This is a genomic window from Rhodanobacter aciditrophus (assembly GCF_042679525.1).
GTDB lineage: Bacteria > Pseudomonadota > Gammaproteobacteria > Pseudomonadales > Marinomonadaceae > Marinomonas > Marinomonas aciditrophus.
Genome location: NZ_JBHTMN010000011.1, coordinates 136456 through 151182, shown reverse-complemented (window position 1 = coordinate 151182; position 14727 = coordinate 136456). Strand labels below are relative to the sequence as shown.

The window sequence follows — 14727 nt, the reverse complement described above, 5'->3', positions numbered from 1 at the left end:
CCAGCCTAAATAGGAACAAACCACGCACGCTAGAAGCGTTAGTGGGATATCAAGGAATAAGATTGTGTGCACAAGGATGTGCCCTACTCATTGAGTTGCCATAACTTCGGCATCTATATCGCCCCTTTGGGGGTGATAGGCTTTGTTGTGCGCGACATTCAGTTTGCTTCCTTTGCTACTTCGTTAATGAGAAGACAATTAAGGACTTGATCATGAATACTTTTGCTCTATTAGAAAGCCGTTTAGCGAATTTTGACGCCATAAAAACCCGAAGCAATCTACAGACGCCCAAAACACAACTGCCCATAAACGCCTACTGCAGTGAAGCGATTTTTAAAGAAGAGCAGAGACGCATCTTTGACCAAGCCTCCCTATACGTAGGTAATCAACGCTTAGTGCCTGAGCAGGGAGACTGGTTAGCTCTTCCCCAAGAGGACAACGGTCGAGTTCTGATCCATAACGCACATGGGGTACAACTACTCTCTAATGTTTGTCGCCACCGACAGGCCATCATGCTCGGAGATGCAGACCAGCTCGTACGCCCATCCATCCCAAACCGCGGCAACTTAGGAGGAGCCAACGCAAGGATTCGCTGTCCTTTACACGCTTGGACCTACAATGATACAGGCAAGTTGATCGCTGCCCATAAAATGACACCCACACCTTGTAAACATTTAGATGCCTTCCCTTTGCAATCCTTATCCGGGTTTTTATTTGAGGGCAAACGAGATGTGAAAGGAGATATTGGTCACTGGTTTGACCTGCCGGAATTTGACTTTTCTGACTACCAACTTGGCCATGTGGAGCTTCATTCCTGCCACTGTAATTGGAAGACCTTTATTGAAATATACAATGAGGAATACCACATCGCGCCCTTCCATCCAGGCCTAAGGAAGTATGTGGAGTGCAACCAAATTGATTGGGAATTCTCTGACTGGGGCAACTTGCAACGGGTAGGCATTAACCCAAACCTTCGGACCGGAGGCACAGAGCTGTACGAAAAATGGCACCAAGCGCTGCTACAACACACAGGAGGAACCCCGCCTAATTTTGGTGCCATGTGGGCAGCGTATTACCCTACCCATATGATAGAGGTCTACCCCTACGCATTGGCCATTTCCACCCTCTATCCACAAGGGGTTCACGAAACCCTTAATCTGGTTGAGTTTTACTACCCCAAACAACTATTGGAAGACTTTCCTGAATTAGTAGAGTCCCATCACAAAGCCTACATGGAAACCGCTGCGGAAGACGATGAAATCGCCGAGCGAATTGATGCAGGCCGTCGTGCACTTTATCAAAGATCACGCAACGAAGACGGCCCTTATCAAACCCCATTAGAAGACGGAATGCCCCACTTTCACCAGTGGTACCGAGACATGATGGGCGATGCCCTTGCGTAGCCTTCATTTCCCGCTACCACCAGATACGCTTTTAACTATGGAAATGCCCTTGGACAAACTCGGCGCCTTTAGTGTTCGCCCCGTCCTTCGGCTAATTTAAGGAGCCAACATGTTCCCGCTACTGCCTATTAGCATTCTTTGCCTGACACCCGATTCTGACGTCAGTGTGCCCATCGAGCTGACAAGCCTAACCCAAGCGATTCAAGATCTGGGGGGCGAAAGCCAGCTTTATCAATACCCTAGTCAACAAGCGACTTTAATTAATCAAATTCACAAATCCGCCTTGCTGCTCATAACCATGGTTCATTATCCCCCCATTGAAACCACTTCTGACCCCACATGGGTAGCCTTACGCCATTTGATCGAAAACCTTCGCCAAGAATCTACTAACATTCCGATTGTACTAATGCATGACCAATCCAACCCCCTTCCAACTGTATTATTAGAGGAATTTACAGGTGTCATAGGAAAGCATTACGAGTCCCCTGAGGAGCTGGCCACTCAGCTAATGGGGGAGGCAAGACACGCCATGTTGCAGTGGGCGCCACCTTTTTTTAAGGCTTTAATGCAATACAGCGATGCCAATCCCGCCTCATGGCATTGCCCTGGACATTCCGGCGGTGCGGCGTTTGCTCGACACCCTATTGGACAAGCGTTCCATGATTTCTTTGGTGAAAATATGTTTCGCGCTGACGTGTGCAATGCGGTAGAAGATCTGGGTCAGCTACTCGACCATAGTGGCCCCATAGCAGAGAGTGAACGTAAAGCAGCTGAAGTTTTCCAAGCGGATCATCTTTATTTTGTGACGAATGGCACATCCTCATCCAACAAGATTGTGTGGCACAGTCATATCTCTGTGGGGGACATTGTCGTGATTGATCGCAATTGCCATAAATCCATCCTACACGCAGTCATCATGACCGGGGCAATTCCTATCTTTTTAAACCCTGTCCGAAACGGATTAGGCATGATTGGCCCCGTTCCCAAAGAAGCCTTCTCTTGGAACAACATCATGATGATGTTGCGAGACAATCCCCTTGTGACAGATAAAAACCAAACACCAAAGCTTATTTCTATTACTCAATGTACCTATGATGGGGTGTTGTACAACGCAGATTCAATTAAGCAAACCTTGGATGGCTATGTAGAGGTTATGCATTTTGATGAGGCTTGGTCACCTCATACCTCCTTTCACCCTTTTTATGAGGGATATCATGCTGTCAACAAAGACACTCGTTGTGATCATTCATTAGTCTTCTCAACTCAATCGACCCATAAGCTGCTGGCTGGATTATCCCAAGCGTCACAAATCTTAGTGCAACATGGCAAAACCCGCCCATTGGATCACCATAGATTTAATGAAGCCTATCTCATGCACACTTCCACTAGCCCCCACTATCCAATCATTGCCTCTTGCGACATCACCTCCGCCATGATGACTCAACCCAGTGGTGCCAAGCATATGGAGGACGTCCTTGCAGAAGCCATAGGATTTCGAAAAAAAATGCAGGCGCTTAAGGATGACTATAAAGAAGATTGGTGGTTTACCCTATGGGGGCCAGACGTCTCAGATGATAACTCAGCCCCCCAATGGCAATTAACCAAGCACGCGAACTGGCATGGGTTTGATATTTCGGATGAGGCATTTAACTTATTAGACCCATTGAAAGTTACCGTTGTCACCCCTGGGTTATCCCTTGATGGCAGCTTTGATGAGATGGGCGTGCCAGCCGCCGTTGCGGCCAAGTTTCTCGCGGAAAACGGTGTTATCGTTGAAAAGGTTGGTATGTACTCTTTCCTCCTTCTATTCACCTTGGGAGCCACCCATCACCGCTGGCAAACACTGATTAGCGTAATACAGAGACTAAAACAGGCCATCGATGAGAATGCGCCGTTAATTGACGTCATGCCTAATTTTGTCGCTCAATACCCTCAATATAAAGATTGGGGCCTTAACACCCTGTGCCAAAAGGTTCATAACACCTATCGCGAAAGAGATTTCGCCCGAGTAACGCAAGACATCTACAGCACTTCTATTACCCCGGCCATGACGCCCAGCGAAGCCTATGCTCAACTTACTCGCGGCAACATCGAGCGCGTTCCCCTAGAGTCAATCAATGGCCGTATCACCACCATGCTCGTGACGCCTTATCCACCGGGAATCCCATTACTCGTACCAGGTGAACGCTTTAATGAAGCGGTTGTGGCTTATCTGCAAATGACCTGCTATTTCAACGACCGACTAACGGGCTTTGAGACTCATACACATGGCTTAGTGCAAATATCAGAAAACGGCACAAGCCAGTACTACGTTGATTGTGTTGTAGAAACCAGTCTGGCTGATGACTCTTTTTAAACCCTATGATACCTCCTAGGCTTCCGTAACGCCCCTTCCACGCCATAAAAAACGCCGCAACCTAAGGGTTGCGGCGTTTTTTAGTGTTTTAAAAGGCTAAGAAGACTTAATGGATATGTCCACACCAAACCACTTTTTCATTAATTCGGCATTGGTTCCATCTTGATTGATTTCCACAATGGCACTGTTAAAAGCCTCTTTAAGATCATTTTTCCCCTTTCTGACCACCACGTGAGCGGTACCTGAGCCAGCAACACCTCCCTTGAAGACAGGTCCTGACATTTTCAAGTTGGCCCCATCTTTAGATTCGAAGACGTCTTTAAAGGTTGTAACACTGGCAACCGCCACATCAATACGACCAGCATTTAATTCAAGGCTGAGCTGCTCAAAGGTTGGATAAAGTCGTACATCTAGGTTTTTAAAGTACTGATCAATAAAGCTGGAAGCGGTTGACCCTGTTTGGGCACCCAGCGTCTTTCCTTGAAAATCCTGCTCTAATTTGGAAATAGCCTGATTCGCTCCATCGAGATCAGAAGCAGACAGATCAAACGATAGATCCTCAAATCCTAAATCGGACAGATCATCATTTTTACGTACTAAAAAGCCATTTGGAGAGGCGGAATATGGGACAGAGAAATCAACGACCCGAGCACGTTGTTCGGTTAGTCCCACCGATGCAATGATGGCGTCATATTTACCCACTCTGAGACCGGGGATAATCCCATTCCATTCTTGGGAAATGATCTTGCACTTAACCCCTATACGTTGGCAAAGCACTTCCGCTAACTCAATTTCATAGCCACCCAAAGTGCCATCAGGTAAGACAAAATTCCACGGAGGATAAGCCCCTTCCGTCGCGATGGTGATTTCTTTAGGTAACGCAAAAGCACTCGTATTTGCCGCAAGCGTCAACGCAGACACGGCCATCAAAGCATTCCATTTCATTACTACACTCCCTGTGTAAGTTGCTGTATTGCATCAAAATTAAAGCAAAAAATAAGCCAAAACAGCGCTATCGGCAATTATTTAAGAGTGGTAAGAGAGATAAAAGGAAAATTAGAATGTTGATTGAAGCATAATGTGACAAATTGGCTAACGAAGAATCAATGAGTTACACAGATTTTTGAACAATAAAATGACAAAATATTGAACCATAAGCTGACAAATTTTCGTGATTTCAAATTTCTATAGCTTTTTCATGTAGTAATTTAATTACGAGTAGTTGTATCACTACTCATTCAGTAGATCACTTAAATCTCAGTATTTTGCCCTTCAGGAATGCAGATCGCCTAATGCAAAGCAACAAACGTTGAGAGATAGGCTGTTAATGCAAGCACTGTTGACATAAATAACATTTCAATTAAAAGGGATCGACGCATGCTGGGTAAAGAGTCTAATTGTGACAAGCGAGGGACTAGGTACCACTTATGAAACAAGGCCAATGCCAGCAGCAGGCTGACGAGTACTATTTTAGAAATAAGCAGCTGTCCATATTTTAAAGACCACCAGCTCTCCAGACCCAAATAGCTCAGCCCCATTACAACACCGCAGATGAGCAATAAAACCACAGGAACAGCGGCTAACTGGCCAAAGTATTCCAGAGTTTTCTTGATCGCTATTAAATCATTAGAACAAGTCACCCACCACAAAGGAACAACACTTCCAATCCACCAAGCAGCCGCTGCCACATGACACCAGAGGGTAAGGCTTATGTACCAAGACTGAGCCACTGAATGCCCAACTTGGCTATAACTGAGGATTAATAAAATAATGCCAAGCACACTAAATATGGATCGAACATTTAATAGATAGAACCAATATGATTCAGTATTACTGATTCGAGGAAAACTCTGCCCAATGAGTATTAACAAGTAACCAGATACGCTGTACTTTAGGTAGGATCCTATGGGTGTTTCGAGAAGAAATACCGCCATATCGCTATCGAAAGAGCGCCACCAACTGGCTTCTAATATGCCCCCCATTTGGGACCAGAAATATACAAAACTTAGGATGACTCCGAGCACTGCGCTAATGCAAATGTACCATTTCAGTTTGGCACTCAAAGCAGGCACATATTGACGAATGAGAAACAAAGATCCAGTACCGCCCACGACACCTGACAAGGCTAAATAGAGCCCCCAACGTGCCATAAATTGAATCGTTTCCCATTGCGACAACATGTGCCCTTCCTTAAATTAATGCTGCATAAAGCCGTAAGAGCCATCCATCATATGGCCATCATCACCCATTGCTTTCCAGTGGACGGTGTAAGTGTTTGGGGCAAGCTTGGGCAGTTTCACCATAATGTGTTCCGTAGCTGGCGCTGAACGATCTATGGATAAAGGAAGCGGTGCGCCGCCATCAGGAACAACCTTTAAGCTGACCAATTTCACAGGCGCTTTAAAATGCATTTCCACTCGCTCAGCTTGACTCATCATCATGGCACCGTCTTCTGGGTACATCATGCTCATCATGCCGTGTGAAAAGGCATTAGCAGACGCAACAAGCGCCAAGGAACTCACCAAATACGTTAGTTTTTTCATATGTCACCTCATTGATTAAATGAAAGGTGCCCTTCATGTAAAATGACGAGCACCTAGGTTCAGCTTATTCAGCTAAATCTGTGTTACTCGCCTGTTTTGTTAAGGTTGCCCTCTTCCAAATGTAGTAAACAACCGGCAAAACCAATAATGTTAGAACAACGGCGCTGATCATGCCGCCAACCATTGGCGCAGCGATACGGCTCATGACCTCAGATCCTGCCCCTGTGCCATATAAGATAGGAAGCAAGCCTACGATCACCGCCGCGGCGGTCATCATCACTGGTCGCACACGCATTCCCGCACCATGTAGCACCGCATGTCGAAGTGTTTCTTCCCGAGGCTCAACCCCTTTCTCGGCACAGGTTTTCTGAGTATCCCGCCAAGATTGGTTTAAATACACCAACATGATGACGCCAATTTCCACTGCAACCCCAGCGAGGGCTATAAATCCCACTCCTACGGCCACGGAGAAGTTAAAGCCATGGAGATACATTAACCAAACACTACCAACCATCGCTAATGGCAAAGTGCCCATGATAATGGCGACTTCAGCGATGTTCTTGAAGTTCAGGTACAGCAACACAATGATGATTAGCAGAGTTAAAGGCACCACATAAGTCAGCTTTTCCTTAGCTCGCTCCATGTACTCATACTGACCTGACCAGTTAATGGAGTACCCAGGGGGTATATCCACCTCTTGTGCAACGACTGCCTTGGCATGCTCAACATAACGGCCGATGTCCATGCCTTCAATATCAACAAACGTCCAGCCATTAAGACGAGCATTCTCACTCTTTAACCCCGGTGGTCCATCTTCCACGTAAACATTGGCAATATCTCCTAAAGCAATACTCTGACCTGTCGGTGTTACAATGGGCAAAAGAGACAGCTGCTCAGGGGAATCACGATAGTCTTGCGGGTATCGAATATTGATCGGATAGCGCTCCAACCCCTCCACGGACGTGGAGACATTAACACCACCTACCACTGACGCAATCAGCTCTTGAATATCGCGAATATTTAAACCATACCGAGCAGCTTTTTGACGTTGTATGTCGACCTTAATGTATCGGCCACCTGCAACCCTCTCAGAGTAAACGGATGCTGTCCCAGGTACAGGCCCCAGCACTTTTTCCAAACGCTGCCCAATGCTCTGGATGACATTCAAATCCGCTCCAGCAATCTTGATCCCTACAGGAGTTTTAATACCCGTTGCCAGCATATCAATGCGGGTTTTGATGGGCATGACCCAAGCATTAGTAATCCCGGGGATCTGCACTAATCCATCCAACTCTTGCTTTAGCTTGTCCGTGGTCATACCAGGGCGCCACTCTGAATGATCTTTAAGCTGAATGAAGGTTTCAATCATGGTCAATGGTGCGGGGTCTGTAGCGGTTTCCGCTCGCCCTACCTTGCCAAACACTGATTCCACTTCTGGCACTGTCGCAATTAACTTATTAGTTTGTTGGAGAACTCGGCGTGCTTCACCAATAGAAATACCTGGATACGCAGTTGGCATGTACATGAGATCCCCTTCATCGAGATTAGGGATGAACTCACTGCCCAATTTATCCAGCGGCCACATACCAATGGCCAGAACCGCCAAGGCAAGCATCAAGGTGGTTTTAGGAAATTTTAGAACCCCTTTTAACAGGGGCATATAGCCAGCAATCAGGAGTCGGTTTACTGGATTTTTATGTTCTGGTAATACCTTACCTCTTACAAAGTATCCCATTAGCACAGGAACTAATGTAATGGCCAAGGCGGCAGACGCTGCCATAGCATAGGTTTTGGTGTAGGCCAACGGGCCAAACATTCGACCTTCTTGGGACTCTAAGGTGAACACTGGCACAAAGCTCACAGTGATAATTAGCAAGCTAAAAAATAAGGCCGGCCCTACTTCAGACGCTGAACGTGCTACCACTTGCCATCTGTTGTCACGAGTGAGTGGCTCCCGCTCCATATGTTTGTGGAGGTTTTCGATCATCACGATGGCCCCATCAATCATGGCACCAATGGCAATCGCGATCCCTCCAAGGGACATGATGTTCGCGTTAATCCCCTGCCAATGCATCACGATGAAGGCTGTGAGAATTCCCACTGGTAAACTCACAATCGCCACCAGAGACGAGCGCACATGGAAAAGAAAGACAATACAGACTAGAGCCACGACCACAAACTCTTCTAAAAGTTTGGTCCATAGATTGTTAACGGCACGGTCGATGAGACCTGAGCGATCATAGACGGTGACGACTTCAACGCCCTCAGGAAGTCCTTTCTTAAGCTCTTCCAACTTGGCTTTTACACCATCAATGGTTCGTTGTGCATTTTCCCCAAAGCGCATCACAACCACACCACCAACAGCCTCTCCTTCGCCATTAAGCTCAGCGACGCCACGACGCATTTGAGGTCCAATCCCAATATCAGCCACATCCTTTAATGTGATGGGAATGCCTTTGTCATTAATACCAAGAGGAATGCTTTCTATGTCTTCGATACTCTGAATATAGCCAGTGGTGCGAACCATGTATTCCGCTTCAGCCATTTCAATTACAGACGCACCGACTTCTTGGTTACCTCGGCGAATAGCGTTCTGAATATGAGTTAAAGGCATATTGAGTGCCCGAAGCTTATCTGGGTTCACCCGCACTTGATATTGCTTCACCATACCGCCAATAGGCGCCACTTCTGACACGCCGGGTACCGTTTGTAATTCGTACTTCAGGAACCAGTCTTGTAATGAACGTAATTGACTTAAGTCCTGTTGCCCTGTGCGATCCACTAACGCATACAAATACACCCAGCCCACTCCTGTGGCATCAGGACCAAGCTGCGCTTTAGCATTATCTGGTAGCGACGGCGCAACCTGACTCAAGTACTCCAGCACTCGACTGCGAGCCCAATACATATCGGTATCTTCATTGAAAATAACGTACACATAGGAGTCACCGAAAAATGAATAGCCCCTTACTGTTTCAGCCCCTGGCACAGACAACATCGCCGTTGTAAGAGGATAAGTCACTTGATCTTCCACGACTTGAGGTGCCTGCCCTGGATAGCTTGTCTTGATAATCACCTGAACATCGGACAAATCAGGAATGGCGTCTACCGGTGTTTCTTTTAACGAAAAAAGCCCAACCGCCACTAACATAGCGCTGGCCAACAGCACCATAAATCGGTTGTGTATGGACCATCGAATAATTGCTTCAATCATAATGGCTCCTCACTGGGCATCTGCGTCATAGAAATCAGTCAAAGAGAAGCGTGTAGAGCTTTCTTTGGTAATTTCTAGCTGAATGTTTTTGCCCACAGGAAGCTCTGACAGTTCCACCCACTCGGCCACTTTGAAGTCCATGGTCATCTCAGGCCACTTCCAATCAGGAATCGCACTATGATCCACATTTACCTTTCGAGCGGCCTTATCAATGCTGTTGATTTTGCCTGCCACCCACACATTTTTAGGGGGCTCTGTTGAGCTGGTGTCTGACATATTAGCCATCGAATCATGAGCGGAATGGTCCATGTCAGAAGAGCTGTCTTCCACTGGTGACATACGCATAAAATCAGACGACTTGCTGGACTCAGAATCCAATAAGAACTGTGCCGAGGTGACTATCTGATCCCCTTGTTGAAGGCCAGACAAGATTTCCACGTCATCATCCCCATAGCGGCCAGCCGTCACAGCAATAGATTTGAACCTACCTTCGCCCAAGGCCAGAACCACACGATCCTGCTTGGCTCCGCGAATCAATGCTTCTTTAGGGATTAACAAAGTCGATTTAGATTCCTTGGCATCGATACTTAAGTGCGCATACATATTGGGCTTAAGTCGTAAATCCTTGTTATCTAGTCGAACACGAACCCGCACTGTGCGTGTCTTTTCATCGATATTTGGGTAGATAAAGCTAATTTGGCTTTGGAGCGTCTCCCCAGGTAAAAAGTCTGTCTGCGCTTCTATACTTTGCCCAACCTTGAGCAAATGTGCTTGACGCTCAAATACCTCAGCTTCTAACCAAAGCTCATCGAGGTCGGCGATAGACATAAGAGTCAAACCAGGAGTGATGTAAAAACCATCACGTATCCCTAAATTATCGATAACACCATTTTGGGGAGCAAAGAATCGAATCGTTTGTGAGACTTTTCGCTGACGCTTCAACTGAGCAACAAACGAGCTAGGCACTTGAAGTGAGCTTAATCGTTCTTCTGCTGCTTTAATCAAACGCTGATCATTCCTATTCAGAGCAAAAAGTAATTCTTCTTGAGCATTGACCAGTTCTGGAGAGTACAAATCATAAAGAGGGTCGCCTTTTTTGACAGGGTCCCCATTGGCAGTAACATAGAGTTTCTCAACCCAACCGTTTACTCTGGCATGCATGTGCACTAATCGGTCAGCGTTATAAACCAAATACCCCACCGTATTAACGGTCTGCTCTAATACGCCATTTTTAACACTCCCAGTGCGCACACCTAAGTTATTGACGACCTCAGGTGAAATAGCGACTGTTCCGGGCGAATTTTGCGCTGCATCGTCACCATAGAATGGGATCAAATCCATTCCCATTGGTGATTTCCCAGGCTTGTCCCGGCGATAATTCGAGTCCATTGGCGCAACCCAATACAGAGGCTCAGGCTCACTGTTAGCTGTTACATCCATGTCTGAAGCCCCTACTATGGAATTCATATTGGTAATGGGCAGAAAGTTCAAAGCACCATACGTCGCGGCACCGCCTACCACCATGGCAACTAGGTATCGACTAATACTCATTGTTGAGCTCCTTCTGCACTTTGTGTCGTTAGATATTCAAACTCTGCTCGTCGCTTTGCTTGCTCTGATTGCAGTTGAATCAACTCAATCTGGGCGTTCATCTGAGCAATCTGCGCCATAATGACATCTCGATATCCACTTTCATTTGAGCGATAGGCATTCAGCGCCACGTCAGTACTTTGTTGAAATCCAGGAATTAAGGTATGGGTGTACAGGGCGATACGCTGCCCCAAAAGAGCGAGATCTGCCTGTAGTGAAAGGACTTGAGATTTCAGCTCATTGAGCTTCAACTCACGGTCGTACAAAATTGCGGAGCTTTTTGAACTGGCAGCTTTGACGTTAGCATCTAACCTCTGACTAGAAAAAATAGGTAACGAGACACTCACACCGACAGAAGCCAGATCTGCACGCTCCCGGCCATTTGCGTCTTCTGCACGATAGCCGTAAGAAACGTTAACGCCCCACTGAGGTTTGTATTGTTGCTGAGCGATCTTACGATCAAAATCAGACACTTGATGCTGCAAGTCCAAAATCCGCACCATCGGATGATTTGTCAGAAGATTGAGATCATAATTCGAATCATCAAAAGCTCCGCCACTCTGATCTAGTTCCACAAACTCGTAGTGCTTGATCGATGCCATTTGCGGCAAATATTGTGTTAACCGTGCTTTGGTTTGGTTTAACGCTTGCTGTATTTGGAAACTGCGTTCGCCAATCTTTGCGATCTCAAGTTCGCTGTTGACCAAGGCCTGTTGGCCCACTTTGTTGTAAGCAGAGCTGTAATTCCCAGCAATGGACTCATTCAGGTTCAGTAATAACCCTTCATTAATTTTAAGCACTTGAAGGGTGGCATCATAACGATACATATCAGCCCAGACATTAGAGATCACCTGTCGGATTTGGGCTTTTCGGTTAATCCTTGCAAAAGCTGACTGGTCCGCCTTCACATTAAATTGCGAGCCACTTAAGGACAAAGTGCTGCCCGCTGGGAACTGCTGTGAAAGACCCACAACCACTTGAGTCATGGCCTCTTGATTTATATCGAAACTGTCAACAGGCAAATTTGCCATGCCTAAGGACAGCTTGGGATCAGGCAACGATTGTGCGGACTGCGAACGTGCTCGCATGGATTGTTCTTGATCTACACTGGATTGCAACCAAGGATCTTGCTGGATCGCAATGTCTATTGCTTGATGTAGAGTAAGGGTATCTGCTTGCGCAAATGCTGCGCCTAAACCCAATACACATGAAATGGCAAGGTTCTTTGGTTTACCAAACCAAAGACTTGCTGTACCACGCTCTTTGCGCAGTACAAAAATACGGTAAGTCATAAATTGGAGCTCTTTTAAATACGCGTTATCAACGACCTTGCATCACAAGCAAGGCAGTAAATCGATATTTACAGAGCACCTATCGGAGGCATGTAAGGGGAAGGCAGAAGCGCCGAAGTATAAAATTGAGAGTCCACTTTAACGGGCTCTGACGTATCTATTAAGGACTGATAGACACTTTCGGACACTGGAAAAGAAAAACCACCGCAGTGTAAATCACTGCATTTTGAGTGGTCGTGGTCTGGAGCATCCATATCCGCACCACAATGATCACTGCTCATGGATTCTTGGCACATAGCCCCGTGGCTAGAATGATCATGCTGAAGCATTTGCTCTGGGGCAGACATATCCCAATACATTGCGGCAGCACTAACAGAATTGAAAGAAGACAAAAGCACAGCAAATAGCACAAAGGCTATTGTAGCGATTTCTTTAGTCTTAAGTTTCAATTCAATCATCGTGATCCACTTAGCAGGTATCAGGTTGGCACCAATATAAACGAAGCAACATGAAATATGCAATTGATTAACGCATATTTAGTCCAACCTAAAGTTAAAAGCTACCGACAATCCATTATCCGGTCAGACACTATCAGAAAGTAATCATCTTATTAGATGGGTACCATCAGATCATATCTGACCGAACTGACAATTTACTTATTGAAGCTAACGTCTGAAGGATCACCATTTGGCTCTAAAGTCACAACAAGAACTTCACCTGTTTCTGGATTGGTCACTTCAAAAATGAAGCTTTTACTCGTCTTTAAAACAAGTTGTAAATCTTGCCCTTTCAGTTCTTTCCAGCTTTTATCTAGCTTACCTGCTTCAAACCCCATATCCTGAAATGTCATGCGTTGGACAGTTCGCGCAGCTGATGCTTTCGCGGCATCATCACCGACCATTCCGTGACTACCGTGAGCCCATACTCCAGTTGAACTCATACCCAATGTAATTAATGACGCAACTAAGATTTTTTTCATTTTAAGGATTCCTATTAATTGTATGTTTAAAGTAGATGTGGGTTTTGATACTCACCGCTGAAGAACAGCATGATATCTATTGCTTGGTCTGTATCATTTCTAAAATACCAACCATGACTACCTTCGAAAGGCGCGATAAAGCTACCTTTCATCTCATTTACTGTAGTAATGGTATAACTCTTAAAATAGCCTGTTGTGTCGCCTTTGGGCTCACCGTGCATATCAACATAGACCGCTCCCCCATTTGTGAACCACTCAAAGTCCACTTGATTACCTTCAATCATGACCATTTTGTATTCCAAGCCAGCTTTTGGAGGGATCGTTAGCTCTACAGCCTCTCCTGCTGAGTCAGAATTAGAACCTGCCTTTGCGTCATCTGCTGCCGCTTTTTTCTCGGCCAAGGACTCCGGTGACAACTCAGTAAGGCCTAAAGCTTTACCTACGCCCGTTGGATCTAAGTTGTATTCGGCTGGCAAAATCGCCGTAACTAAAAGCACTAAACCAACAATAATTGCGCCAGTAGTCGCTTTCCATAAAGTCGAAGATGAGATCTGTTCAGTAGTCATATATTTTTAACCTGCAAAATAACCCGTTAATTGAAAACCTGTCAGCATCACACCACACGCCATTAGCCCTGCGTTGGTCATGGTTGCAAAACGTTTAAATGAAGAAGAGTGTCTCCATGCTGCTATCAAGATCAGTACGATAGCTAGCGCGGCAAATTGGCCCATCTCAACGCCGATATTAAAGGCGATAAGATTCGTTAGAAGGCCTTCTTCTGGAATATGAAATTCCTGAAGTTTGGTCGCCAAGCCAAAACCATGGAACAAACCAAAAATCAGAACCATTGCTTTTGTATTAGGCTGGAAACCTAAGACTCTCTTAAACCCACCAAGGTTATCAAAGCCTTTGTATAACACCGAAAGACCAATAATGGCGTCAATTAAGTAAGCATTGACCTGAATGTTAGCCAGCACTCCAGTCATTAGAGTAATACTGTGGCCAAGCGTGAATAGGCTGACATATAGGAGTACGTCTTTGCTCTTAAACAAGAAGAAAATAACACCGATCAAAAACAGGATATGGTCATAGCCCGTGATCATATGTTTTGCACCTATGTATAAGAAAGGTACGAATTGCACGCCAGTATTCAGTTGTAGAAAACTGCGCGTATTGTCATCGACTCCGTGAGCGAATGCTGTACCACTGGCTAGAATGGCCATCAGTAGCAAGCAAAGCGATAAAGCTTCTCTTCGATAGCGTTGCGCCCCAAGAAAAAACCGATTATCAATCGGTTTTTTAATTGGCATGAAAGGTTGGTTCAATAGCATTGGTCACCTATAAATTAAT

General features: G+C 45.8%; 12 protein-coding genes. 2 read left to right on the top strand and 10 right to left on the bottom strand.

What is annotated here, in order from left to right:
* Positions 1-212 precede the first annotated feature (212 nt).
* Positions 213-1403: an aromatic ring-hydroxylating oxygenase subunit alpha gene (locus ACFQ45_RS09740; protein ID WP_377367114.1), complete on the top strand. Its 1191-nt coding sequence runs from the start codon at positions 213-215 to the stop codon at positions 1401-1403.
* A gap of 109 nt (positions 1404-1512) precedes the next feature.
* A complete protein-coding gene (locus ACFQ45_RS09735; RefSeq protein ID WP_377367112.1) occupies positions 1513-3759 on the top strand; it encodes an Orn/Lys/Arg family decarboxylase in 2247 nt (748 codons plus the stop codon).
* 96 nt (positions 3760-3855) lie between these two features.
* On the opposite strand, the gene ACFQ45_RS09730 is transcribed toward ACFQ45_RS09735, so the two are convergent.
* From ACFQ45_RS09730 to ACFQ45_RS09685, 10 genes are all read right to left on the bottom strand, one after another.
* Positions 3856-4704, bottom strand: coding sequence for a transporter substrate-binding domain-containing protein (locus ACFQ45_RS09730; protein WP_377367110.1), 849 nt, complete (start codon positions 4702-4704; stop codon positions 3856-3858).
* A 344-nt stretch (positions 4705-5048) separates the two neighbouring features.
* Positions 5049-5939, bottom strand: a complete 891-nt coding sequence (locus ACFQ45_RS09725; protein WP_377367108.1) for a copper resistance D family protein — start codon at positions 5937-5939, stop codon at positions 5049-5051.
* A gap of 15 nt (positions 5940-5954) precedes the next feature.
* Positions 5955-6302 (bottom strand): copper resistance CopC family protein, encoded by a 348-nt coding sequence (locus ACFQ45_RS09720; protein WP_377367106.1) that lies wholly within the window; start codon positions 6300-6302, stop codon positions 5955-5957.
* Positions 6303-6366: 64 nt separating this feature from the next.
* Entirely contained in the window at positions 6367-9516 is a 3150-nt protein-coding gene (locus ACFQ45_RS09715; protein ID WP_377367104.1) for an efflux RND transporter permease subunit, read from the bottom strand.
* Between the two features lie 9 nt (positions 9517-9525).
* A complete protein-coding gene (locus ACFQ45_RS09710) occupies positions 9526-11067 on the bottom strand; it encodes an efflux RND transporter periplasmic adaptor subunit (RefSeq protein WP_377367102.1) in 1542 nt (513 codons plus the stop codon).
* Positions 11064-12398 carry a TolC family protein gene (locus ACFQ45_RS09705; RefSeq protein ID WP_377367100.1) on the bottom strand — a complete coding sequence of 445 codons (1335 nt, stop codon included), beginning with the start codon at positions 12396-12398 and terminating at the stop codon, positions 11064-11066. Before ACFQ45_RS09705 ends, ACFQ45_RS09710 begins: the two co-directional genes overlap by 4 nt.
* A gap of 68 nt (positions 12399-12466) precedes the next feature.
* Positions 12467-12856, bottom strand: coding sequence for a hypothetical protein (locus ACFQ45_RS09700; RefSeq protein WP_377367098.1), 390 nt, complete (start codon positions 12854-12856; stop codon positions 12467-12469).
* A 194-nt stretch (positions 12857-13050) separates the two neighbouring features.
* Positions 13051-13377, bottom strand: coding sequence for a DUF6488 family protein (locus ACFQ45_RS09695; protein ID WP_377367096.1), 327 nt, complete (start codon positions 13375-13377; stop codon positions 13051-13053).
* A 26-nt stretch (positions 13378-13403) separates the two neighbouring features.
* A complete protein-coding gene (locus tag ACFQ45_RS09690; RefSeq protein WP_377367094.1) occupies positions 13404-13943 on the bottom strand; it encodes a hypothetical protein in 540 nt (179 codons plus the stop codon).
* Positions 13944-13949: 6 nt separating this feature from the next.
* Positions 13950-14708 carry a HupE/UreJ family protein gene (locus ACFQ45_RS09685; RefSeq protein WP_452600455.1) on the bottom strand — a complete coding sequence of 253 codons (759 nt, stop codon included), beginning with the start codon at positions 14706-14708 and terminating at the stop codon, positions 13950-13952.
* Positions 14709-14727 lie beyond the last annotated feature (19 nt).